A 22,744-nucleotide genomic window follows, 5' to 3' on the forward strand; every position below is an offset into this window, starting at 1 on the left:
CCGAGACCCTACTCCGGACGCCCGCCGCGGCTCGAACGGCGCGGCGTCAGTGCGTGTCCGGCTTCGTGTGGAGGATCTCGCGGACCTGTTCGGCGGCGCGGAGGATGCTCTCGCTGATGAAGTCGCTGAAGCGGGCGATGTTCTCGAGGCGGACGGCGGCGGGGCTGCCCTGGCCGAGGACGGCGACGCCCTGGCGGGCGGTGGCGGCCACCTGGCCGATGCCGTGGGCGCTGGCGATCGTCGACTGGTACCAGACGTCGTCGTCGACGAAGTAGCGCTCGCGGCGGCGGTCGTCGCGTTCGCGGCGGATGAGGCCCTGCTGCTCGAGGAACGCGATGGCCTTGGACACCGACGCCGGGCTGATCTGCAGGTGCTGGACGAGCTGCGCGGCGGTGAGGCTGCCGGCGTCGGCGATGAAGAGGCAGGTCAGCACCCGGGCCACCATCTTCGGCAGGCCCTGCTGCATCAGCAGGGTGGTGAACGTCTCCTCGTATTCGCGGACCGCGCCGTCGTCGCGTCCGTTGCCCTGGGCGAGGGCCCGCGGTCCGGCGGATGGTGCCTGCCTGCGGCGGTGGGCGCGGCGTTCGGTGGCGCGGTGGGCGAGGTCGGCGCGGTACGCGGTGGGGCCGCCGTTGCGCATCACCTCACGCGTGATGGTCGACGTGGGGCGGTCGAGGCGCCGGGCGATCTCCGCGTAGGCGAGGCTGTCGGCGAGCCCGCCGGCGATCTGCTGCCGCTCCTGCTGTGTGAGCCTGCCTCCCGGCACCGCCGTCTCCCTTCGTCCGGTACGTCCAGCGTAGCGTTCGCCGACAGCCCAATGCAACGCAACAAGTGCAACGCATTGCGTTAGCCGTACACCCAATGCAACGAATTCAGTGCGTTGAACTGCGGAAACGTGAGACGGACGCAACGAAGACGTTGCTCGAAGGGCGAACGCAAAGTAGCGTTTCCGGTGTTGGAAAGAACAACGACACGAGGAGAACGCCATGCAGCAGTTCGACAGCCCCGCCGCCGTCACCGCCGTCCTGGAGGTCCCCGCCGGCCGGATCCAGGTCATCGCGGCCGACCGGGCCGACACCACCGTCGAGGTGCTTCCCGCCGACGCGGGCAAGCGGCGCGACGTGCGGTCGGCCGAGCAGACCCAGGTCGAGTTCGGCGACGGTGTCCTGCGGGTCAAGGCCCCCGCCGGCAGCTCGGCCGGGTCGGTCGAGGTGACGGTGCGGGTCCCCGCCGGCTCGCGGGTCGAGGTGAAGGCCGCCGCAACCGAGTTCCGGGGCGTCGGCCGGCTCGGCGACGTCGCCGCCGAAGGCCTGTACCGCGCGGTGAAGCTCGACGAGGCGGCGAGCGCGCGCCTGTCCGCCCACGACGGCGACGTCACGGTCGGGCGGCTCACCGGGCCGGCCGAGATCAGCACCATGCGGGGCGACATCAACGTCGCCGAGGCCGTGCGCGGCGCGGTCGTCCTGCGCACCCAGATGGGCGACGTGACCGTCCGCGCCGCCGCCGGCGTCGACGCCTCCCTGGACGCCGGCACGGGCCACGGCCGGGTGCACAACGCGCTCAAGAACGCCGGCACCCCCGAGCTGACCATCCACGCCACCACCGCCCACGGCGACATCGACGCCCGCAGCCTCTGAACGACGAAAAACGACGAAAGACGCCCGCAGCCCCCGAACCCCACACACCCGAGGGAGATGCCATGAACGGCGAGCGGGCCCGCGGCAAGTCGCGACGCTCGCAGGACTACTCGTTCGAGGCCGCCGTCCGCGACGTCGACGCCGTCCTCGCGGCCCGGGGCGTCGACCGGGCGCTGCTGGTCGGCTGGTCCTACGGCGCGTTCGTCGGGGCGCACTGGGCCAGCAACCACGGCGCCATCCTGAAGAAGGACTTCGGGGCCGTCGCCGACGCGGCGCGGGACGTCGCGGGGCTCTAGGGTGGCGGCGTGGCAGGACGCATCGAGCTGAGTCGGTTCCACCGGCTGTGGGCGGCCGCCGCCGCGGGCAACCTCGGCGACGGCGTGTACCGGGTCGCGATCCTGCTGCTCGCCGCGCGGCTGACCAGCGACCCGGTGGCGTTCTCCGCGCTGACGGCCCTCGGGTTCGTGCCGTGGCTGCTGCTCGGGCTGCCCGCGGGCGTCCTCGTCGACCGGTATGACCGGCGGCGGCTGGCGCTGCTCGTCGGGATCGTGCGCACCGCGGTCCTGGCGGCACTGCTCGCGGCCGTCGCCACCGACACGATGTCGTTGTGGCTGCTGTACGGCGTGGTCGTCGTCCTCGGCGCGGGCGAGACGGTGTACGACACGTCGGTCCTGTCGATGGTGCCGGCCGTCGTCGAGCGGGACCGCCTCGAGGCCGCCAACGGCCGGCTGCAGGGCGCGGACATGCTCGTCCAGAGCTTCGTCGCCCCGCCCATCGCGAGCGCAGTGTTCGCGGTCACCGCGAGCGGAGCGTTCGGCGTCAACGTCGCCTGCTACGCGATCGCCGCGGCGCTCATGCTCGCGCTGCCCGGCACGTACCGCGCCGCCCAGGCCGACGGGACCGCGCCGATGGGGCGGGCGATCGGCGAGGCGCTGCGGTTCGTGCGCGGCCACCCCGTCCACCGCGCGATGCTCTCCGTGGTGATCGGGCTCGGGTTCGCCAACGCGATGGCCACCGCCCTCGTCGCGCTGTGGACCCGGGAGACCCTCGACGTGCCCGAGGCCGCGTTCGGCGCGTTCCTGCTGACCGCCTCCGTCGGCGGGCTCGTCGGCAGCCAGACCGCCGCCCGGGTCGCGGGACGCACCGGCCGCGGGCGGGCGATGGTCCTCGCGGCGACCGTCACCGGCCTCGGGATGCTCCTCGCGGCCGCGACCCGGAACATGTACGTGGCGGCGTTCGCGTGGGCGCTGACCGGGTGGGCGATCCTGGTGTGGAACGTCGTCTACGGGTCGTTGCGGCAGCGCCTGACCCCGGACGCGCTGCTCGGCCGCACGATCGGCGTCTACCGGGTCGTAGCCTGGGGCGTCATGCCGCTGGGCGCGCTCGCCGGTGGCCTGCTCGCGGACGCCGGCGACCTGCGGACCCCGATCCTCGTCGCGGCCCTGTTGACCCTCGCCGCCGGCGGGTACGCCGCGTCCGCCCTTACCAACGCCCGCATCGATGCGGCGGTCGCCGAGGCCGATGTCGCGAGCGCCCGGCCGTGAGTGGTAGAACCTGCGGATGGGGTACTCCGTGCGGCCCACGGGCAGGCTGCACCTGCCGGCCGCGGACGACGTCGCCGCCGCCACCGCGATCAGGGCCGCGCTGGCCGTGCGGGACGGCTGGTTCAGCGAGGAGATCTGTCCGGACGCGGGCGCGGTCGCCGACCTCGCCTGGGTGGGTGCGGCGCAGGTCGTGCGGGACGGTGACTGGATCGAGTTCGCGCGGGACGAGCAGGGCGACGCGAAGTGGTCGGAGCAGGCGACCGCGTTCTACGTGGAGCTGGCGCCGTTCGTCCGCGCCGGCACGGTCAGCTGCACCGGCGAGGACGGCTCCACCTGGGCCTATGCGTACGCCGACGGCAAGATCACGCAGCAGGGCTGGAACGCCTGGGACTGCTCCCTGGAGCCGTTCGGCGAGCCCGTGTACCCGTGGCGCGAAACCTGACGTGGCCCCGGCGCGAAACCTGACGCTCAGCCGTGGTCGCGGCGCAGCGTGAGCTGGAACGCCCCGGTCGGCGGCGCCGGCTCGGAGCCGTAGGACGCCAGCAGGGTGCACGACAGCGGCGCGTCCGGCGCGGTGATCCGGTGGGCGGTCACATACGCGGAGTCCCAGTGGACGCGGGGCACGTCGCCGCTGGGGCCGAAGCAGGCGTCGAGCTCCGCCCGGGTCAGGGTCGGCTCGACGAAGTGGATGACGACCGCGGACAGCCCCGCCCGGTCGAAGGACAGCTCGAGGCGCGCGGTGCCGGGCGGGCTCGGCTGCACGAACAGCCGGCCGAAGTCGTCCTGCGTCGGCGCGGGCAGCCCCAGCAGCGCGGCGACCTCGGCGGGGTGCTCGGTGGTGACGCCGCAGATCCGCCGCGCCCACGTCCACAACAGGTCGGTGGTGATCGGCCGGGCGATCAGGTCCAGCAGGTGCGCCGGCGCCGGCGGGCGGCGCCACACGGTGGGCCAGTCGTCGAGGTCGACCATCTCGGATCCGTCGACGATGAGGGTGTACAGCGGCTCCGCCGGGAAGTCGTTGACCCGCACGGTGAGGCTGCGCCCGTCGATCTCGGCGTGGTAGGGGAACTCGCCGTCACCCGAGTGCTCCCACCGGATGGGTGTGGCGATCAGGTCGCTCATCGCACGGGTCCTCAAGCAGCTGGGCAAAGCGGACCTGAACAGCGTATGGGGTGTCCGCAAGCCCACACTTGAGGGGCGTCACACCTGCCCCTGTTCAGGCGGCGACAGGGCTAACGTCAGTCCCGCTATGCGTCGTCATCTGATGTGGGTCATCGGGCTCACCGCGTACATCATCGCGGTCTTCCACCGCTCGTCGCTCGGGGTCGCCGGGGTCGCCGCAGCGGACCGGTTCGGGGTCGGCACGTCGCTGCTGGCGCTGCTGTCCGTGGCGCAGCTGGCCGTGTACGCGGGCATGCAGATCCCGGTCGGGGTCCTGCTGGACCGGTTCGGGTCGCGGCGCATGCTCGTCGGCGGCGGGCTGCTCATGGTCGCCGGGCAGCTGCTGTTCGCCTACGCGCACGACATCGGGCCGGCGGTCGCGGCCCGCGTGCTGATCGGCGTCGGCGACGCGATGACGTTCATCAGCGTCCTGCGGATCGTCGCGCTGTGGTATCCGCCGCGCCGCAACCCACTGATGGTGCAGCTCACCGGCATGGTCGGGCAGCTCGGCGCGCTGTCGTCGGCGGTGCCGCTGGTCGTGCTGCTGCGCGACGCGGGCTGGACCGCCACGTTCCTCGGCGCGGCCGCGCTCGGCGCCGCCGCGATCGCGCTCGTGGCTGTGAGTCTGCGGGACTCACCGGTACAGGAGCCGACGAAGCCAGCGGTGTCGGACCGGGCCCTGAAGGCGTCGTGGGAGCATCCGGGCACGCGGCTAGGGCTGTGGACGCACTTCGTGTCGTCGTTCTCCGGCAGCGTGTTCGCGCTGCTGTGGGGCTATCCGTTCCTGACGCAGGGGGAGGGCCTCGCCCCGGCGACCGCCGCGCTCCTGCTGTCGCTGCTGACCGTCGGCGGCATCGTGCTCGGCCCCGTCGTCGGGCACTTCTGCGGCCGGCTGCCCTATCACCGCTCGACCCTGGTTCTGGCGATCGTCGGGAGCTCGGCGCTCGCCTGGGCGGTCGTGCTGCTGTGGCCGGGCCGCGCCCCCGTCGCCGTGCTCACCGTCCTGGTCCTGGTGCTCGCGGTGAACGGTCCCGGCTCCATGATCGGCTTCGACTACGCCCGCTCGTTCAACCCGGCGGCCCGCATCGGCGGCGCGACCGGCATCGTCAACGTGGGCGGGTTCGTCGCCTCGATCCTGGTCATCATCGCCATCGGCGTGCTGCTGGACGCGCAGACCCCGGCCGGCGCCGCCCACCCGTCGCTGCCGGCGTTCAAGTGGGCCTTCGCCGTCCAGTACGTGTTGTGGGCCCTCGGCGCCGCCCAGGTCTGGCGCTACCGGCGCACGACCCGCCGCGCCATCCCGCCGGAGCACCTCGCCGCCATGCGCCGCGGTGACGCCCTCCCGGCCGTCGGCTGACGTCGCCGGCTCCCCAGGGGCGGTGCCGTAGCCGTGCCGCATCCGGAACAGCATCGACTCCGTCCCGGTCGCGGTCACGTGGGCGATCAACTGGGCCCGCAGCGGCTCCGGGATCCCGGCCCGCAACGGCCGGGTCCACTCGAGGCACGTGAACAGCTCCGCCGCGCCGTCGAGCTGGCCCGCCGACAGCGGAGCCGCCGCCAACGCGTCGAAGATCGCCCCGGTGGGCTCGGCGAGCAGGAGCCGCCGGGGCACGAGCTCGTGCCAGAAGGTGTCGAAGTCCTCGCGTGCCGGCACGCCGGCCCAGGTGACCAGCGCCCGGATCCGGTCCGTCAGGTCCGGAATCCGGCGCGCCAGCATGACGGCCAGCCGCTCCTCGGCGTGGTGCTCCCGCCGGGTCACGGCCTCGGCGAAGTACTGCAGGCCGAGCGGCGCGGCCGCCACCCAGCGAATCCGCCGCGCCTCGCTGTCCGCCGCCGCACGGGCGGCCCTGAGCTGGGCGTCCCGTGGACCGGTCAGGCCGTGCTCCGCCAGCCATCCGATGAGCGCGGGGGCGTCGCGCAGCTCGGCGGCGCGGGCACCGAGGCCGCTGAGCCGCGTCTGACCGTGCACGGTCCACCGGGCGAGCTCGCGACCGTCGGCGCCGGCCACGACCATCGTGGGTCGGTCACCACACCAGCAGTGCTCGCTGTCCCTGACGCCGCCGTCCACGACGCTCAGCACCCGCGCGAGCCCCGCGATGTCGCCGCCGGTGACCACGATCCTGGCGGCGTCGGCGTGGTCGACCTCGTGGGGCCCGGCGTCGACGATGCGCACCTGCGCGGCGTTGGCCAGGATCCCCAGCAGCCGTGCCGTGCTCGGCGCCTTGACCCTCCTGCTCACGCCGGCGAGCGTACCGACGGACCGGACAGCCGGCACCCGACTTTGTCGCGCGCCTCAGTGGGGGTGCGGGGCCAGCACGTGGGCGGGCAGCACGCGCCCGGCGAGTTCGGCCAGGCGCTCCGGGTGCAGCGCCTCCGTGAGCCGCGCCGTCAGCTCCGGCGGCAGCCGGCGCGCCAGTACGGGGGCCGCCGCGGAGGCGAGCATCGTGGTGGTCGCGGCGGTGGTGGCGATGCCCCAGCCGACCGGGCCCAGCGGGGTGCAGCCGAAGAACTGGCTCAGGCCGGGGGTCTGGACGACACCGGCCAGCACGGCGGCGGAGCCGAGGCTCGCGACGAGGACGCCAGGGCTGGTCCACCCGACGAGCAGGGTCTGGCCGAGCTGCGTGCCGACCAGCGCGGCCAGCGCGACGGTGCGGGCCCGCACACCGCGGCCGCTGAGGGTGGCGGCGGCGACCCACGCGCCGGTCGCGCCGGTGACGGTGGCCGCCGCGCGCAGCGCGATGTCGTGGGTCAGCGCGGCGCCGAGCGAGGCCTCCGGGCCCTCGCGCAGCAGCACGCCGTTGGCGCCGGAGTCCGGCCGGCGCAGCGCGACCGCCAGGGCCGGCGCCAGGTCGGTGAGGAGGTTGACCAGCAGCAGCTGCCGGGCGTTGAGCGGTGAGGCGCCGGTGAGGGAGGCGCCGAGGACGGTGAAGCCGATCTCCCCGAGGTTGCCGCCGACGAGGATGCCGAGCGCCTCCCGCACGGCCCGCCACATGGCGCGGCCCTCGACCAGCGCGGCGATGATGGTCTCCAGGCGGTCGTCGGTGACGACGAGGTCGGCGGCGGCCCGGGCGGCGGGGGTGCCGCGCTGGCCGAGCGCGATGCCGACGTCGGCGAGGCGGATGGCGGGGGCGTCGTTGGCGCCGTCGCCCGTCATCGCCACGACCCGCTGGTTGGCCTGGAAGGCCTGCACCACCCGGACCTTGTGGGCCGGCGTGCCGCGGGCGACCACCGCGATGTTGGGCACAAGGTCGCGCAGCGCCCGGTCGTCCAGGGCGTCGATGTCGGCGCCGGTGACGACCCGGTGCCCGTTGAGCAGGCCGAGCTCGCCGGCGATGGTCTCAGCGGTGGCGGGGTGGTCCCCGGTGATCATGACGATCTGCGCGCCGGCCGTGCGCAGCTCGTCCAGCGAGGCGCCGGCGGTCGAGCGCACCGGGTCGGCGAGGGCGAGGAAGCCGAGGAAGCACAGCCGGGCCACGGCGTCGTCGGTCAGGTCACCCTCCGCGGGGCTGTGGGTCTCGGCCACGGCGAGGACGCGGAAACCCTGCCGGGTGAGCCGCTCCAGCTGCTGGCGGACGCGGCGGCGGCCGGCGCCGGTGAGCGGCCGCTCCTCGCGGGGGGCGGCGCGCCAGGTGGTGCAGCGGGCCAGCACGAGCTCGGGCGCGCCCTTGACGGACAGCAGGCGGCCGGCGGTCGTCGTCGCGGCCGTGGCGTGGTACGCGCGGCTGGGCTCGAACGGCAGCGTCGTGTGCGCCTGCCAGCCCGGCGCGCCGGCGGACTCGTCGACGGCCGCGTCCTCCGCGCCGCCGCGCACGGCGCGGTCGGTGATGTGGGGCAGCGGCTGGCCGCCGGTGGGGGCGGGGGTGGCACGCAGGCCGGCGGCGAGCACCGCCCGGTGCGCCGGGTCCAGGCCGTCCACCGGCCGGATCGTGGCGGCGTCGGCGACGGCCGCCAGCCGGATGTGGCCCTGGGTCAGGGTGCCGGTCTTGTCGAAGCACAGCACGTCCACCCGGCCCAGCGCCTCGATCGTCCGGGCGTTGCGGACCAGCGCGCCCTGGCGGGACAGCCGGCGGGCCGCGGCCAGCTGCGCGGCGCTGACCAGGAACGGCAGCCCCTCAGGGACGCTGGCCACGGCCAGTCCCACGCCGGCGCCGATGGTGTCGCGCACCGGGCGGCCGCGCAGCAGCCCGGCGGCCATGACGGCGGCGCCCGAGCCCAGCGCGATCGGCAGCGTGGTGTGGGTGATCTGCCCGAGCCGCGCCTCCACGCCGGTGGCCGGTGCCGCCTGGGCGGCGGTGGCCATGCTGCGACCGGCCTCGGTCGCCGCCCCGGTGGCGACCACGACGCCGACGGCCCGGCCGGCCGTCACCGTCGAGCCCTCGTACACCATGCAGGTGCGGTCGGCGACGTCGGCGGCGAGGACCGGTTCGGTGCGCTTGGCCACCGGCATCGACTCGCCCGTCAGTGAGGACTCGTCCATCTCCAGGGCCTGCGCCTCGATGAGCCGGCAGTCGGCGGGCATGACGTCGCCGGGCGCCAGCTGGATGACGTCGCCGGGCACCAGCTGGTCGGCGGGCAGGCGCACCGGCCGGCCGTCGCGGCGGACCGTGGCCATCACCGCCGAGCGGGCCAGCAGCTCCGCGACGGCACGGTCGGTCACCGTCTTCTGGACCGCGCCGACCACCGCGCCGATGCCGCTGGCGCCCAGCACGATGCCGGCGTCGACCAGGGAGCCGATCGCCGCGGACAGGGCCGCGCCGCCGGCGAGGATCGGGGTCAGCGGGTTGGCCAGCTCCTCGGCGAAGGAGCGCATGAGGCTGGGCCTGGGCTGGCTGATCTGCGCGTCGGGACGGTGCCGGCGCAGCGCCGCCCGGGTGGGCAGCCCGCCGCCGGTGGATTCGAGCAGCTTCAGGACCTTGCCGGCGGGCAGCGCATGCCACGCGGTGCTGGACACGGGCGGCGAGATGGGCCGGCGGGCGAGCTCGGCGGCCGCCCACACGCCCTGCACCACGGACAGGGCGGCGGCGCCGTTGACGGCGAGCAGGGCCCTGCGGGCCGCGCCCCGGGGCGCGCCGGTGATCGTGGTGATCGCGCCGATCGCGGAGCCGGACTCGGCCAGGCGGACGCCGTGCCGGCCGACCCGCCGGGCGACGTCGATCGCGTCGATGAGCAGGGCGGCGGTCTCCAGGACGTCGCCGGCGAGCACGTGCGCGCCCCAGGGCGGCCGGGCGTCCGGCCCGTGCACGCCGATGCCGACGTCGGCGCCGGCCAGCGCGGCGGCCTGGTCGGAGACCAGCAGCACCACGTGACCGTCGGCCTGCAGCTCGCGGACGTTGCCGAGCAGGTGCCCGCGGCCGGGAATGTCGCCGGCGTCGATCCGCTCGGCCCCGCGGGGGCGGCCGCCGGCGAAGATCAGCCTGGTGCCGCTGCGCCGGGCCGCCGCGATGAGCGCGTCGGCGCTGGCGGCCGGTTGGGGCACGAGGCTCACCAGCGCCTCGAGCCGGGTGCCGTGTGCGAGCCCGAGCACGTGCGCGGCGCCGTCACGGTGCAGGCGCTGCCGCGTCCGGACGCCGGTCCGGCCGCGCAGCCGCAACTGGTCGACCGGTCCGAGCAGCCAGCCGTCCTGCTCCACCGGCTGGTCGGTCGCCTCGGCGCTGAACAGCCGTTGGGCCTGGAGGCGGACCCCCTCCGGGTCGGCGCCGGGCAGGGGATGCACCTCCTGGACCATGAGCCGGCCCGTGGTCAGGACGGCCGGGTCGAGGATCACCGTGTCGACGCGGTCGAGCAGGCGCAGGACGCGCGGGTCCATCACGTGCGCGCGGCGGCCGGCGAGCGTGCGGCCCAGCTGCGCGGCGAAGGACTCCCGCCCGGCCCCGGGGGCCTTGGGCAGGCCGGCCACCGCGATCGCGGCCGCCCGCCCGGCGCCACCGGCGGCCAGCGCGACGCCGGCCGCCCCGGCGCCGACGGCGACGCTGCGCGGCGCGTAGTGCTCGACGATCCCGTCGGGCAGGGGGCTGGGCCGTTCGGTGACGACCGGGTCGGCGGCGGCCCGCTGGGGCGTGCGCAGCAGCGCCGGCTCGGCGCGCCAGGCGTCGCGCCTGGCCCGGGCCTCGGCCAGCTGGCCGACGCGCACGGCCGCGTCCACGCCCAGCCCGGAGACGCCGCCGACCAGGCCCTGCGCCGCGGCGTTGCTGAGCGCGAGCACGGAGTCGGTCCGGTCACGGCCGAGCGCCCGTTCGAGGACGGCCCGCAGCTTCGGCTGGGTGTCGACGAAGGGGACGAGGGAGGCGGCCTCGACGGCGCCGGGCACGTGCCGGGCGATGCGGCCGAAGGTGGCGACCACCAGGCCGGCGGCGTCGGCGACCAGGGCCGTGGCGGCCCGCTCCAGTGCCGCGGGGTGATCCGGTGCCGGCGCACGGTCGGCCGGCCCGTCGTGGATGCCGGGGTACCGCTCCCGCACCGCCCGCACCGCCGCGGTGAGCTGCGCGCGGGTGGGCGCGGGCCGGGTGATGCCCAGCACGACCCGCTGCAACGGGGCGTTGACCACCGCCCACGAGACGCCGGGCACCTGCCGCAGCGCGGTGCTCAGCGCCGTCCGGTATTCGGCCGCGTCCGGGCGGCCGACGCCCGGGGCGTCGACGGCGACGCGGTCGGTGGTCACCGGCCCGCCCGGGGACCGGCCGGCGGCGGCGCGGGCCGCCCCGGCCACCAGCCGGGACGGGGTCCGCACCAGGTCGAGCAGCGCCACCTGGCTAGACCTTTTCCAGCGCCTCGCCGAATTCGTGCACGACCTTGTTGCGCCGGTTCGTCGCCAGCGTGTGGCCGGCCGCTACGACGACGGCCACCGGCCATTCGATGGCGCCCAGCACGGCCAGGACGCCGATGCCGCCCAGGAAGGCGAGCTCGTCGGCCGGGGGCAGCTGGACGGTGCCCAGCTTCGGCACGCTCAGGTGGGTGCTGTTGTGGTCGGTGACCTGATGGGCGGCCGTCCGCATGGGGTGGGCGGCCGCGCCGTCGGTGCCGTGCGGCCGTGCCGTCACTTCGGTGCGACGCGTCCGCCGGGCGCGGGGAGCGGCCTTGGTCTGCGTGGGCTCCGCCGTGGCGGCTTCAGCGCCCTTCGGCTGGGCCGTCGCATCGTCCTTGCGGGTCCGCCGGGTGCGGGGAGCGGCCTTGGTCTGCGTGGTCATGGCGACCTCCTTAGGCCCAGGTTCTGAGCACGCAGCTACCCGCGCGGGTTTGAGGTAAACGGCAGATGAACAGCGCAAAGGCCGGTCGAGCGCCGGGTCAGGCGGCCGGGTTCCAGGTGGCGAGGGTGGCTACCCGGGCGACCGCCTGCTTCGCGGCCTTCGCGATCCGCTCGGGGTGCAGCTTCGGTGCGTCGCCCCACAGCTCGCCCCACAGGTTGTCGTAGAGCTGGCGTAGTGCGCCGCCCGGTTCGCTGAGGTCGGTCAGCAGGGCGTCGTCGAACTGGCGGCCCAGGTCGCGGATGAGGTCGAGGCAGTCGACGAGCCCGCCGGCGCTCTCCTCCTCGTGTGGTGACCACTTCGCCAGGCGGTCCAGCCGGAACTCGCAGGCTTCCGAGACGTCCGGGGTCGGACCGCGCAGCCCCTTGCGGAGTCCGGCCCAGCCGAAGGTCTGGGAGAGCACGTGCGCGGACCCGTCGCGGCGCACGTGGTCGCAGAGCCCGTCGGCGGTGTCGAACAGCGCGTACCGCGGCCCGACCGGCAGCAGGAAGTCGCTGCCGTCGTCCGCGTTGCCGCCCCACAGCGACCATCCGGTGCGTTTCGGCAGCACCACGACCGTCGGCCAGAGCATGTTGTCGTGGAACAGGTTGTCCATGCCGATCATTTCACCACTGGACAGGAACAGTAAAGAAACCTAATAATGGCGAGCACCGTCGATGGAGGACACCCCCATGAAGCGCAAGCGCATAGCGCTCATCCTCGGCGCCGCGACCCTGCTGGTGACCGGTTTGCTCGTCACGACCAACGCCTACGCCGCCAACCTGCTGACCAACCCCGGGTTCGAGAGCGGAAACCTGTCCGGGTGGTCCTGTACCGGCACCGGGTCCGGGGCCGTGACCAGCCCGGTCCACTCCGGGTCCTACGCGCTCAACGGCAACGCCACCGCGTCCGACACCGCCCAGTGCACGCAGACCGTCGCCGTCCAGCCGAGCACCGCCTACACGCTCACCGGCTGGGTCCGCGGCTCCTACGTGTACCTCGGCATCACCGGCGGCGCGTCCACGTGGACCAGCGGGACCGCCTACAGCAAGCTCACCGTGCCGTTCACCACCGCCGCCGGCCAGACGTCGGTGCAGGTGTTCATCCACGGCTGGTACGGCACCGGCGCGTACCAGGCCGACGACATCTCCCTCGACGGCCCCGGCGGTCAGCCGAGCCCGACGACCGCGTCGCCCACGGCGAGCAAGAGCCCGAGCGCCAGCCCGTCGCCGTCGAAGTCGCCCTCGAAGTCCCCGTCCACGTCGCCGTCGCCGTCCACGTCCCAGCCGCCGGTCACCGGGCTGCCGAAGCACGCGCTCATCGGCTACCTGCACGCCAGCTTCGCCAACGGCTCCGGTTACGTGCGGATGGCCGACATCCCGGCCGCCTGGGACATCATCAACCTGTCGTTCGGCGAGCCGACCTCGGTGACGTCCGGCGACATCCGGTTCAACCGCTGCCCGGTCGCCGAGTGCCCGAACGTCGAGTCCGACGCGGAGTTCCTCGCCGCGATCAAGGCGAAGCAGGCCCAGGGCAAGAAGGTCCTGATCTCCATCGGCGGTCAGAACGGCCAGGTGCAGCTCACCACCGCCGGCGCCCGCGACGCGTTCGTCAACTCGGTCAGCGCGATCATCGACCGGTGGGGCCTGGACGGCCTCGACATCGACTTCGAGGGCCACTCGCTCTACCTGAACGCCGGTGACGCCGACTTCCGCAACCCGACGACCCCGGTCGTGGTGAACCTGATCTCCGCGCTCAAGTCGCTGAAGGCGAAGTACGGCACGAAGTTCGTGCTGACGATGGCGCCGGAGACGTTCTTCGTGCAGCTCGGCTACCAGTTCTACGGCGGCACGACCCAGGGCGACAACCGGGCCGGGTCCTACCTGCCGGTCATCCACGCGGTGCGGGACTTCCTCACCGTGCTGCACGTCCAGGACTACAACTCCGGCCCGATCACCGGCCTGGACAACCAGTACCACCAGATGGGCGGCGCCGACTTCCACATCGCGATGACCGACATGATGAAGGCCGGCTTCCCGGTCGCCAACACCGGTCAGACGTTCCCGGGGCTGCGCGAGGACCAGATCGCCTTCGGCGTGCCGGCGGCGGTCAGCGCGGGCAACGGCTACGTCGCCCCCGCGGTCGTCCAGGCGGCCGTGAACTGCCTCGTCAAGGGCACCGGCTGCGGCGGGTACACCCTGCGCGGCGGCACCTCGCCCAACTTCCGCGGCCTGATGACCTGGTCGATCAACTGGGACCGGTACTACTCCTGGGAGTTCATGAACACCCAGGAACCGTTCCTGAACGCCCTGCCGTAGAGCCCGGGCCGCGCTGCCGTAGGTTCGAGAGCGTGAGCGCACTTGATCTCGTCAGCACCTGGCCAGTCACCACCGCATCGGTCGCGGTCGTGGGTCCCGAAGGGATCCGCGACCGCACCGGTCCGGACGACCCCCTGCCGTGGGCGTCCGTCACGAAACTGCTGACGGCGCTCACGGTGCTCGTCGCGGTCGACAAGGGCGACGTCCTGCTCGACGAGCCCGCCGGCCCGGAGGGCGCCACGGTCCGGCACCTGCTGGCCCACACCTCCGGGGTCGCGTTCGACGACGACACGCAGGTCGCCGCGCCCGGCCGGAAGCGGATCTACTCCAACCGCGGGTTCGAGCTGCTCGCCGACTTCGTGCTGACCCGCACCGGCGGCACGTTCGCGGAGCTGCTCACCGAGTCCGTGCTGCGACCGCTCGGCATGGGCGGCACCACCCTCGAAGGCTCGCCCGCCGCCGGGGCCCGGGGGCCGCTGTCGGACCTGGCCCTGCTCGGCCAGGAGCTCCTGGACCCGGCGCTGGTCCCGGACCTGATGCCGGAGGCCGTCACCGTCCAGTTCCCGGGGGTCTCCGGTGTACTGCCGGGCTTCGGCCGTCAGGACCCGAACGACTGGGGGCTGGGCTTCGAGATCCGCGACGGCAAGTCGCCGCACTGGACGGGGTCGCGCAACTCGCCCGCCACGTTCGGTCACTTCGGCCGCTCCGGCACGTTCCTGTGGGTCGACCCGGTCGCCGGCCTCGCCTGCGCCTGCCTGACCGACCGCGACTTCGGCGAGTGGTCCGCCGAGGTGTGGCCCGTGCTGTCGGACGCCGTCCTCGGGTAGCGGCACTCGGATAGCAGCACTCGGATAGCAGCACGAAGGGCGCCCCCGTGGGTGGGGGCGCCCTTCGTTTTTCGGGAGGCTACGACCAGCTGGACGTCGCCCAGTCGTCGGCGGACCAGTAGTGGCCGCTCCAGTAGTGCCCGGACCAGTAGTGACCGGTCCAGTACTGCTCGGACCACTCCGGGTCGCTCCAGGAGCCGGTGCCGGTCCACGGCGAGCCCTGCCACGAGGCCGCGGCCCAGGTGCGCGACGTCGACGGCGGGACCCAGCGCTGGTTGTCCTGGTCACCGCAGTCCCAGATCTGCAGCTGGGTGCCGTTGGCGGAGTTCCACTCGGTCACGTCGAGGCACTTGCTCGCGTTGACGTTGACCAGCTGGCGGGCGGTGTTGACCCGCCACTGCTGGGCCGGCGTGCCGTTGCAGTCGTAGAGCTGGACCTTCGTGCCGTTGGCGGTGCCGGCGCCCGTGACGTCCAGGCACTTGCCGAGCGCCTGCGCGCTGCCGTCCGCGGCCAGGACCCAGTACTGCGCCGGCGTGTTGTTGCAGTCGTACAGCTGGACCGGCGTGCCGTTGATGCTCTGCCGGTTCTGCACGTCGATGCACTTGCCCGCGTAGCCGGTGACCTGGCCGGTGCCGCCCGTGCCGCCCGCACCCGTCCAGGTGTCGCCGGCCATGCGGTACCCCATCCACATGCCGCCGTTCCAGGACGTCTTCTGCGCGGCGAGGCTGGCCCACGCGGTGCCGTTGAACGGGCCGAAGATCGACTGCTCGCCCTTGAGCTCGATGTTGTTGAACGACAGGTGGTTGCCGCCCCGGGTGGTCTCCAGCGAGCCGGTGCCGGTGCCCTTGGTGAGGCTCTGCGTGGCCGACGGGGTGGCCGCGGCGACGGCGGCGGAGACGTTGAGCTCCTTCAGGCCCTTGGCCGCGGCGGTGCCGGTCGTCAGTGTCGTCGCGGTGGACGTCAGCAGCTTCTTCACCTGGTCGGGGGTCAGCGACGGCCGCTGCTGCAGCAGCAGCGCCACGGCGGAGGCGGTGACGGCCGCGGCCTGCGACGTGCCGCTGCCCTTGAAGCCCGTGTCGCCGACCCGCGCCGACGTGTACTGCCGGTCGATGTTGGAGCCCGGGTCGCGCAGGGAGACGATCGACGTGCCCGGCGCCAGGATGTCGAGCTTGCGGGCCGCGTTGGAGTTGTTGGTGTACGAGGCGAGGTCGTCATCGCTCGTGGCGATGGTGTTGTTCGTGGTCGACGCGCCGACGGCGAGCACGAACGGGTCCATCGCCGGGTTCGTGAGCGCGGTGGTGGTGTTGCCGTCGTTGCCGGCGGCGACGACGACCACGATGCCGGCCTGCCAGGCCTGCTCGACGGCGTACATCAGCGGGTCCACGGTCGAGGCCGACATGCCGCTGGTGCCGTAGCTGAGGTTGAGCACCCGGATCGGGCTCGCCGGGTCGTGGTTGCGGTTCTGCACGACCCAGTCGATCGCGGCGATCATCTGCGACACGTCGTTGGCGCCGGTCGCGGTGCCGACCTTGACGGAGGTCACCTTCGCCTTCGGGGCCAGGCCGATCGTGCCGGACGCCGCGTCGTTGCCGACCATGATGCCGGCCATGTGCGTGCCGTGGCCGAACGTGTCCAGGTAGCGCAGCTGGCCCGACTGCGACTCGAACGACAGGTCCGGGCCGTTGACGACCTGCGCCGCCGGCAGCCCGGCGACCGGGGCGACCCCCGTGTCGATCAGCGCGATGCCGACCCCCTGGCCGGTCAGCGACGCCGCGGCGCCGCTGTCGGCCTTGATGATCGACCGTACGCTCTTGACCGTGGTGCCTGCGCCGGCCGGCCACTCGTCGGCTGACCAGCCACCGCCCAACCGGCTCCCGCCGGTCGGCTCCGGGCTGGTCACGGCGGCGGCGGGACCGCCGACCCCGAGCAGCCCCAACGACGTCGCGACGGCCACCAGCCCCGACGCGCCAGCGCGCAGTCGACGGCGGCCCGTCATCGGCTTCATCATCTGCATCTCCCCATCCATGGAGCACGAACGCACTCACTCCATGCGTTCGATTCACCACGATGAGGTGTCATACACCGAAAGTCACTGGCCCATCACCAGAATGCCCCGATCGCCCGACAGGGTTTCTGACCTGCTGTCATACCTCTCGGCACGGCACGCTCCGGTCACCCGACACGGCTTTGTAAGGGTTCCGGCGGGCGATGCGCCCTAGGGTGAGGACCATGGCGGAAACCGTGGACGTGATCGTGGTCGGGCTCGGAGTCGGCGGCGAGGAGGTCGCCGGCCGGCTCGCCGAGGCGGGACTGACCGTGGTGGGGATCGAGGGGCGGCTCGTCGGCGGCGAGTGCCCGTACTGGGGCTGCGTGCCGAGCAAGATGATGATCCGGGCCGGCAACGCGCTCGCCGAGGCCCGCCGCGTGCCCGGCCTCGCCGGCACGTCAGAGGTGCGTGCGGACTGGGCGCCGGTCGCCCGCCGGATCCGCGAGGAGGCCACCGACTCGTGGGACGACAAGGTCGCCGTCGACCGCCTGGTCGGCAAGGGCGTCACCTTCGTCCGCGGCTGGGCGTCCGTGACGGGTCCGGACGAGGTCACGGTCGGCGACCGGGTGTTCCACGCGACCCGCGGCATCGTGATCGGCACCGGGACCGAGCCGGCGATCCCGCCGATCGACGGCCTCGCCGGCACCCCGCTGTGGACCAACCGCGAGGCGATCGAGGCCGCCACGCTGCCCGAGTCGCTGATCGTGCTGGGCGGCGGCGCGATCGGCGTCGAGCTCGCCCAGGTCTTCGCCCGCTTCGGCGTGACGGTCACCGTCGTCGAGGCCGTCGACCGCCTCCTCGCCCTCGAGGAGCCGGAGTCCTCCGACCTCGCCCGCGACGCGCTCACCCGCGACGGCGTCACCGTCCACGTCGGCGCGAAGGCGTCGTCGGTACGCCACGACGACGCCGGATTCACGGTGACCCTCGGCGACGGCTCCACGGTCACCGCGGCGAAGCTCCTCGTCGCGACCGGCCGGAAGGTCGACCTGGCCAGGCTCGGCGTCGACAGGCTCGGCCTCGACCCCACCGCCCGCGCCGTCACCGTCGACGACCGGATGCGCGCCGCCGATCGCGTCTGGGCCGTCGGCGACGTGACCGGCCACGGCGCGTTCACCCACATGGCGATGTACCAGGCGGGCATCGCCGTGCGCGACATCCTCGGCCAGGACGGCCCGCCCGCCGACTACCGCGCGACGCCGCGGGTCACGTTCACCGACCCGGAGATCGGCGCCGTCGGCCTCACCGTCGCCCAGGCCCGCGAGTCCGGACTGCGGGTCAGGGTCGGCACCGGCCAGGTCCCGTCGTCGTCCCGCGGCTGGATCCACAAGCTCGGCAACGAGGGCTTCATCAAGCTCGTCGAGGACGCCGACCGCGGGGTCCTCGTCGGCGCCACCTCCGCCGGCCCGGTCGGCGGCGAGGTCCTGTCCGCCCTCGCGGTCGCCGTCCACGCCCAGGTCCCGGTCGACGCCCTCCGCCACATGATCTACGCTTACCCGACCTTCCACCGCGGCATCGAGGACGCCCTGCGCGACCTGCGCTGACCTCCCCGACCGGCGGTCCTGCCCGCGCGGCCTGTGCGGATCTCCTCAACCGGCAGTCGCGGCGGCCGATAGGACGCGCACCACGACTTGGCTGGAGGGGGCAGGGTGAGCCTTCGCCGCGACCGGCTCTGGCTGGTGTTCCTCGGTCTCGGCCTGCTGTGCACCACCCTGTTCGCCGCCGGGGTCACACCCGACCTCGCCTCCGCGGTCATCGGCGTGGCGTGCGTCCTGGCGTGGGGGCTCGGCCCCCGGCTGCACGACGTGCGCCCCCGGCGGCCGTGGCGGATGATGACGGCCGCCGCGGTGTTCTTCATCAGCGGGATCCTCCTGCGGTCGATGCTGGTCGAGCAGCCGGCGCCGGTCGCCCAGATCGGCGACGCGCTCACCGTCTGCGGGTTCGGGTTCTTCATCGCGGCCCTCGTCACGTTCCTCAACCGGTGGGGCATGGACCGGCGGGCGCTGCTCGACGGGCTCATCGTGTGCATCGGCGCGGCGCTCACCTCGACGCTGCTGTTCGTCGTGCCCGCCGCGACGATCCCGGGCCGGCCGCTCGTCGTGACCCTGATCGCCGGGCTGTACCCGCTGCTGGACACCGTCACGGTCCTGCTCGTCACCAACCTGGCGTTCACCACGGCCGTGCGCCAGCCGGCGTTCGTCCTGCTCGGCGGCATGATGGTGCTGATGTTCTGCGGCGACCTCGGCTTCGCGATCATCGGCCGGCACGGCGAGGTGACCGGGCCGCCGCTGATGGACCTGCCGTTCCTGCTCGCGTTCACGATCGGCGGCGCCGCCGCGCTGCACCCGACCGCGCGGGCCCTCTCCCGGGCGACACCGCTGCCGATCCAGGCGTGGTCGCTGCCTCGGATGCTGGTCATCGGGCCGGCGGTGGCGGCGCCGTTCATCCTCACCGTCACCCTCGGCGCCGACACCACCGTGCTGCGCTGGACGCTCGGCCTCGGCGGCGCCGCGATCGTCGCGCTGCTGCTGGTGCGGGCGGCCGACGCGGTGCACAGCCACGCCGCCGCGCAGCGCAGCTTCGAGCACCAGGCGACCCACGACCCGCTCACCGGCCTGCCCAACCGGCGGATGCTCACCCTCATGGTCGAGCGGCTGCTCAGCGAGGAGCGGCCGGAGCGCGGCGCCGGCGTGTGGATGTTCTACCTCGACCTCGACGGGTTCAAGCTGGTCAACGACTCGTGGGGGCACCCGGCCGGGGACCGGCTCATCGTCGACGTCGGCACCCGGCTGCGGCTGGCGCTGCCGGCGGCGACGGTCGCGCGGGTCGGCGGCGACGAGTTCGTCGTCGTGCAGCGCTGCAGCGAGCCGGAGGCGATGGCCAACGCCCGGCGGATCATGGAGTGCGTGGAGCGGCCGCTCGTCGTGGTGACCGCCGACGGCGGCACCGCGGACGTCGTCATCGGCGCGTCGATGGGGATCGTGCAGTCCACCAGGGGCTCGGACCAGGCCGACACGCTCATGCGGGACGCCGACACCGCCATGTACCGGGCGAAGGCGGCCGGCCGCAACCGGTGGACCGTGTTCGACGCTTCGATGCGCGACGCGGTCCGCGAGCGGGTCGAGATCGAGGTCGCGCTGCGCGCCGCCGTCGCCCAGGAGCAGCTCAGCATCGCCTACCAGCCGATCATCGCGATGGACACCGACCGGCCCGCCGGCGCCGAGGCGCTGTGCCGCTGGCAGCACCCCGTCCGCGGCTGGATCGGGCCCAACATGTTCATCGCCGTCGCCGAGGACTCCAACCTGATCTCCGCGCTCGGCGCGTGGGTGCTGCGCGAGTCCGTGCGGCAGCTCGCCGCCTGGCGTGCCGACGGCGTCGTCGACGACGACTTCTGGATGTCGGTGAACGTGTCGCCGCGGCAGCTCGGCGACCCGGCGTTCGCGGAGCGCCTCGGCGCCACCCTGCGCCAGGCGAGAGTGCCCGCCGCCAACCTGGTCCTGGAGATCACCGAGTCGGTGATGGTCGAGGGCAGCGACCTCACCGAACGGGTCCTCGTCGAGCTGCGGGCGCTGGGTGTACGGATCTCCGTCGACGACTTCGGCACCGGGTTCTCCGCGCTCGGCTACCTGCGCCGCCACCCCGTCACCGGGGTGAAGATCGACCGGTCGTTCGTCAACGGGCTCGGCACCAGCGCCGAGGACGAGGAGATCGTCCGTGCGGTCGTGGCGATGAGCAGCGCCCTGCACCTCGCCGTCGTCGCCGAGGGCGTCGAGACCCGGGCCCAGCGTGAGGTCCTCGTCGCGCTGGGGGTGCCGCTGGCGCAGGGCTGGCTGTGGGGCAAGGCGGTCGACCCCGCCACGTTCGCCGCCACGTGGGCGGTCCGCGTGGCGACGACCGGCGCCGTTCGGTCAAACTGAACCGATGACCGAGACGATCACCGCTGAGGACGCCCACCTCTGGCTGGAGGAGGTCGACGGGGCCGAGGCGATGGCCTGGGTCCGGGACCGCAACGCCGAGACCGTCGCCGCCCTGACCGGCGGGGCGCGCTTCGCGGAGCTGCGCGACGAGATCCGCACCGTCCTGGACGCCGACGACCGGATCCCGATGATCGCCTGGCACGGCGAACGGGTCTACAACCTGTGGAAGGACGCCGACCACCCGCGCGGCCTGTGGCGGCGCACCACCCTCGAGGACTACCGGGCCGGCGAACCCGCCTGGGAGACCGTCCTGGACCTCGACGCCCTCGCCACCGCCGAGGACGAGAACTGGGTGTGGCAGGGCGTCACGTACCTGCGCCGCGGCCCCCTCGCCGGCGACCACCGCGCGCTGGTGTCCCTGTCGCGCGGCGGCGCCGACGCGGCGGTCGTGCGCGAGTTCGACCTGGACCAGCTGCGGTTCGTGCCCGACGGGTTCACCCTGCCGGAGGCGAAGAGCGACGTCAGCTGGATCACGATCGACGAGATCTTCGTCGGCACCGACACCGGCCCGGACTCGATGACGGCCTCCGGCTACCCGCGGCAGGTGCGGCGGTGGCGCCGCGGCACGCCCGTCGCGGAGGCGCCCGTCGTGTTCGAGGGTGCCGCCGAGGACGTGTCGGTCCGCGCGTCCAGCGACCCGACCGCCGCCACCGAACGCGCCGTGGTCCGCCGCTCCCTGGACTTCTTCCACGCCGAGCGGCACCTGCTCGTCGACGGCACCCTCACCAAGCTCGACGTGCCCGACGACGCGGGCGTCGACCTGCACCGCGACTGGCTGCTCATCCGGGTCCGCACCGACTGGGAGGTCGGCGACGTCACCCACCCGGCCGGGTCGCTGCTCATCGTCGACCTCGCCGCGTTCCTCGCCGGAGACCGGGACCTCACGACCCTGTTCACGCCCGACCCGCACACCTCGCTGTCGTACAGCGACTGGACCCGCGACGGGCTCGTCCTGGTGCTGCTCTCCGACGTGCAGAGCCGCCTCGAGGCCGTCCGGTATGTCGACGGCGCATGGCAGCGCACCGTCCTCGGCGGCGCCGAGCTCGGCCAGACCGACGTGTGGGACACCAACGCCGACGCCGACGAGCAGTACCTGCTGCTGTCCAGCGGCTTCGCGCTGCCGCCGACCCTGCGCCACGGCGTCCTCGGCGGCGACCCGCCGACCGTCCTCAAGCAGGGCCCGTCCTACTTCCCCGCCGACCGGATCACCACCCGGCAGTTCTTCGCCACGTCCGCCGACGGCACCCAGGTCCCGTACTTCGTCGTCGGCGACCCGTCTGCCGGCCCCGGCCCGACGCTGATGAGCGGCTACGGCGGCTTCGAGGTGTCGCGGGTCCCCTCGTACAGCGCGATCATCGGCCGCGGCTGGCTCGCCCGCGGCGGCACCTACGTGGTGGCCAACATCCGCGGCGGCGGCGAGTACGGCCCGCAGTGGCACCGCTCCGCCCTGCGGGAGAAGCGTCCGCGCGCCTACGAGGACTTCTCCGCCGTCGCCGCCGACCTCGTCGAGCGCGGCATCACCACCCGCGCCCAGCTCGGCATCGAGGGCGGCTCCAACGGCGGCCTCCTCATGGGCGTCATGCTGACCCGCTACCCCGACCTCTTCGGCGCGATCGTGTGCGCGGTCCCGCTGCTGGACATGCGCCGCTACCACCTGCTGCTGGCGGGCGCCTCATGGATGGCCGAGTACGGCGACCCCGACGACGCGTCGGACTGGGAGTACCTGCGCCTGTTCTCGCCCTACCAGAACGTCCGCCAGGGCGTCCCCTACCCGCCGACCCTGATCACCACCTCCACCCGCGACGACCGCGTCCACCCCGGCCACGCCCGGAAGATGGTCGCCCGCCTCACCGACCACGCCCACGACGTCCACTACTACGAGAACATCGAGGGCGGCCACGGCGGCGCCGCCGACAACGCGCAGATGGCCTTCAAGTGGGCCCTAGCCTTCGAGTTCCTCTGGCGCACCCTGGCCCCGTAGTCCCGCTCCGCACCCGGACGGGGCCGCCTCACGGA

Annotated in this window: 17 protein-coding genes; 11 read left to right on the forward strand and 6 right to left on the reverse strand. The window is 73.8% G+C overall.

Going from position 1 to position 22,744, the window contains the following annotated elements:
* Window positions 1-46: 46 nt before the first annotated feature.
* Window positions 47-766, reverse strand: a complete 720-nt coding sequence (locus tag ABD332_RS56265; protein WP_344514747.1) for a helix-turn-helix domain-containing protein — start codon at window positions 764-766, stop codon at window positions 47-49.
* Window positions 767-986: 220 nt separating this feature from the next.
* On the opposite strand from ABD332_RS56265, the gene ABD332_RS56270 reads away from it, so the two are divergent.
* The 4 genes from ABD332_RS56270 to ABD332_RS56285 all read left to right on the forward strand — a co-directional run bounded on the left by ABD332_RS56270 (window position 987) and on the right by ABD332_RS56285 (window position 3,623).
* On the forward strand, window positions 987-1,637 hold the full coding sequence (locus ABD332_RS56270) for a DUF4097 family beta strand repeat-containing protein (protein WP_344514749.1): 651 nt from the start codon (window positions 987-989) through the stop codon (window positions 1,635-1,637).
* A gap of 62 nt (window positions 1,638-1,699) precedes the next feature.
* Window positions 1,700-1,933: an alpha/beta fold hydrolase gene (locus ABD332_RS56275; protein ID WP_344514751.1), complete on the forward strand. Its 234-nt coding sequence runs from the start codon at window positions 1,700-1,702 to the stop codon at window positions 1,931-1,933.
* Window positions 1,934-1,942: 9 nt separating this feature from the next.
* The gene (locus tag ABD332_RS56280; RefSeq protein ID WP_344514753.1) at window positions 1,943-3,181 is read left to right on the forward strand and encodes an MFS transporter; all 1,239 of its coding nucleotides are present in this window, start codon (window positions 1,943-1,945) and stop codon (window positions 3,179-3,181) included.
* A 16-nt stretch (window positions 3,182-3,197) separates the two neighbouring features.
* Window positions 3,198-3,623 carry a hypothetical protein gene (locus ABD332_RS56285; RefSeq protein WP_344514755.1) on the forward strand — a complete coding sequence of 142 codons (426 nt, stop codon included), beginning with the start codon at window positions 3,198-3,200 and terminating at the stop codon, window positions 3,621-3,623.
* A 26-nt stretch (window positions 3,624-3,649) separates the two neighbouring features.
* Here ABD332_RS56285 and ABD332_RS56290 read toward each other — a convergent pair whose 3' ends face one another.
* Window positions 3,650-4,303 (reverse strand): hypothetical protein, encoded by a 654-nt coding sequence (locus ABD332_RS56290; protein ID WP_344514757.1) that lies wholly within the window; start codon window positions 4,301-4,303, stop codon window positions 3,650-3,652.
* 127 nt (window positions 4,304-4,430) lie between these two features.
* Here ABD332_RS56290 and ABD332_RS56295 point away from each other — a divergent pair, with 127 nt between their 5' ends.
* Together ABD332_RS56295 and ABD332_RS56300 are read left to right on the forward strand one after the other, a co-directional pair.
* Window positions 4,431-5,699, forward strand: a complete 1,269-nt coding sequence (locus ABD332_RS56295) for an MFS transporter (RefSeq protein WP_344514759.1) — start codon at window positions 4,431-4,433, stop codon at window positions 5,697-5,699.
* Between the two features lie 148 nt (window positions 5,700-5,847).
* On the forward strand, window positions 5,848-6,303 hold the full coding sequence (locus tag ABD332_RS56300; RefSeq protein WP_344514761.1) for a hypothetical protein: 456 nt from the start codon (window positions 5,848-5,850) through the stop codon (window positions 6,301-6,303).
* Window positions 6,304-6,635: 332 nt separating this feature from the next.
* Here ABD332_RS56300 and ABD332_RS56305 read toward each other — a convergent pair whose 3' ends face one another.
* From ABD332_RS56305 to ABD332_RS56315, 3 genes are all read right to left on the reverse strand, one after another.
* Window positions 6,636-11,087 carry a cation-translocating P-type ATPase gene (locus tag ABD332_RS56305; protein WP_344514763.1) on the reverse strand — a complete coding sequence of 1,484 codons (4,452 nt, stop codon included), beginning with the start codon at window positions 11,085-11,087 and terminating at the stop codon, window positions 6,636-6,638.
* 4 nt (window positions 11,088-11,091) lie between these two features.
* The gene (locus ABD332_RS56310; protein WP_344514765.1) at window positions 11,092-11,526 is read right to left on the reverse strand and encodes a hypothetical protein; all 435 of its coding nucleotides are present in this window, start codon (window positions 11,524-11,526) and stop codon (window positions 11,092-11,094) included.
* A 97-nt stretch (window positions 11,527-11,623) separates the two neighbouring features.
* Window positions 11,624-12,187 (reverse strand): hypothetical protein, encoded by a 564-nt coding sequence (locus ABD332_RS56315; protein ID WP_344514767.1) that lies wholly within the window; start codon window positions 12,185-12,187, stop codon window positions 11,624-11,626.
* 67 nt (window positions 12,188-12,254) lie between these two features.
* Here ABD332_RS56315 and ABD332_RS56320 point away from each other — a divergent pair, with 67 nt between their 5' ends.
* Window positions 12,255-13,880, forward strand: coding sequence for a chitinase (locus ABD332_RS56320; protein ID WP_344514769.1), 1,626 nt, complete (start codon window positions 12,255-12,257; stop codon window positions 13,878-13,880).
* A gap of 32 nt (window positions 13,881-13,912) precedes the next feature.
* The gene (locus ABD332_RS56325) at window positions 13,913-14,707 is read left to right on the forward strand and encodes a serine hydrolase domain-containing protein (protein WP_344514771.1); all 795 of its coding nucleotides are present in this window, start codon (window positions 13,913-13,915) and stop codon (window positions 14,705-14,707) included.
* Between the two features lie 79 nt (window positions 14,708-14,786).
* On the opposite strand, the gene ABD332_RS56330 is transcribed toward ABD332_RS56325, so the two are convergent.
* On the reverse strand, window positions 14,787-16,703 hold the full coding sequence (locus ABD332_RS56330; protein WP_344514773.1) for a S8 family serine peptidase: 1,917 nt from the start codon (window positions 16,701-16,703) through the stop codon (window positions 14,787-14,789).
* 233 nt (window positions 16,704-16,936) lie between these two features.
* On the opposite strand from ABD332_RS56330, the gene ABD332_RS56335 reads away from it, so the two are divergent.
* The 3 genes from ABD332_RS56335 (at window position 16,937) to ABD332_RS56345 (ending at window position 22,709) form a co-directional block, all read left to right on the forward strand.
* A complete protein-coding gene (locus ABD332_RS56335; protein WP_344514775.1) occupies window positions 16,937-18,295 on the forward strand; it encodes a dihydrolipoyl dehydrogenase family protein in 1,359 nt (452 codons plus the stop codon).
* A gap of 105 nt (window positions 18,296-18,400) precedes the next feature.
* Window positions 18,401-20,668: a putative bifunctional diguanylate cyclase/phosphodiesterase gene (locus ABD332_RS56340; protein ID WP_344514777.1), complete on the forward strand. Its 2,268-nt coding sequence runs from the start codon at window positions 18,401-18,403 to the stop codon at window positions 20,666-20,668.
* 4 nt (window positions 20,669-20,672) lie between these two features.
* Window positions 20,673-22,709 carry a prolyl oligopeptidase family serine peptidase gene (locus ABD332_RS56345; RefSeq protein WP_344514779.1) on the forward strand — a complete coding sequence of 679 codons (2,037 nt, stop codon included), beginning with the start codon at window positions 20,673-20,675 and terminating at the stop codon, window positions 22,707-22,709.
* Window positions 22,710-22,744 lie beyond the last annotated feature (35 nt).

It is taken from the genome of Dactylosporangium maewongense (assembly GCF_039531485.1).
Taxonomy (GTDB): domain Bacteria; phylum Actinomycetota; class Actinomycetes; order Mycobacteriales; family Micromonosporaceae; genus Dactylosporangium; species Dactylosporangium maewongense.

What these genes read in the sequence shown, in the direction of transcription:
- ABD332_RS56310 (WP_344514765.1), bottom strand. Translation starts at nt 11,526, where the DNA reads ATGACCACGCAGACCAAGGCCGCTCCCCGCACCCGGCGGACCCGCAAG.
- ABD332_RS56315 (WP_344514767.1), bottom strand. Translation starts at nt 12,187, where the DNA reads ATGATCGGCATGGACAACCTGTTCCACGACAACATGCTCTGGCCGACG.
- ABD332_RS56335 (WP_344514775.1), top strand. Translation starts at nt 16,937, where the DNA reads ATGGCGGAAACCGTGGACGTGATCGTGGTCGGGCTCGGAGTCGGCGGC.
- ABD332_RS56330 (WP_344514773.1), bottom strand. Translation starts at nt 16,703, where the DNA reads ATGACGGGCCGCCGTCGACTGCGCGCTGGCGCGTCGGGGCTGGTGGCC.
- ABD332_RS56290 (WP_344514757.1), bottom strand. Translation starts at nt 4,303, where the DNA reads ATGAGCGACCTGATCGCCACACCCATCCGGTGGGAGCACTCGGGTGAC.
- ABD332_RS56275 (WP_344514751.1), top strand. Translation starts at nt 1,700, where the DNA reads ATGAACGGCGAGCGGGCCCGCGGCAAGTCGCGACGCTCGCAGGACTAC.
- ABD332_RS56320 (WP_344514769.1), top strand. Translation starts at nt 12,255, where the DNA reads ATGAAGCGCAAGCGCATAGCGCTCATCCTCGGCGCCGCGACCCTGCTG.
- ABD332_RS56285 (WP_344514755.1), top strand. Translation starts at nt 3,198, where the DNA reads ATGGGGTACTCCGTGCGGCCCACGGGCAGGCTGCACCTGCCGGCCGCG.
- ABD332_RS56295 (WP_344514759.1), top strand. Translation starts at nt 4,431, where the DNA reads ATGCGTCGTCATCTGATGTGGGTCATCGGGCTCACCGCGTACATCATC.
- ABD332_RS56270 (WP_344514749.1), top strand. Translation starts at nt 987, where the DNA reads ATGCAGCAGTTCGACAGCCCCGCCGCCGTCACCGCCGTCCTGGAGGTC.
- ABD332_RS56345 (WP_344514779.1), top strand. Translation starts at nt 20,673, where the DNA reads ATGACCGAGACGATCACCGCTGAGGACGCCCACCTCTGGCTGGAGGAG.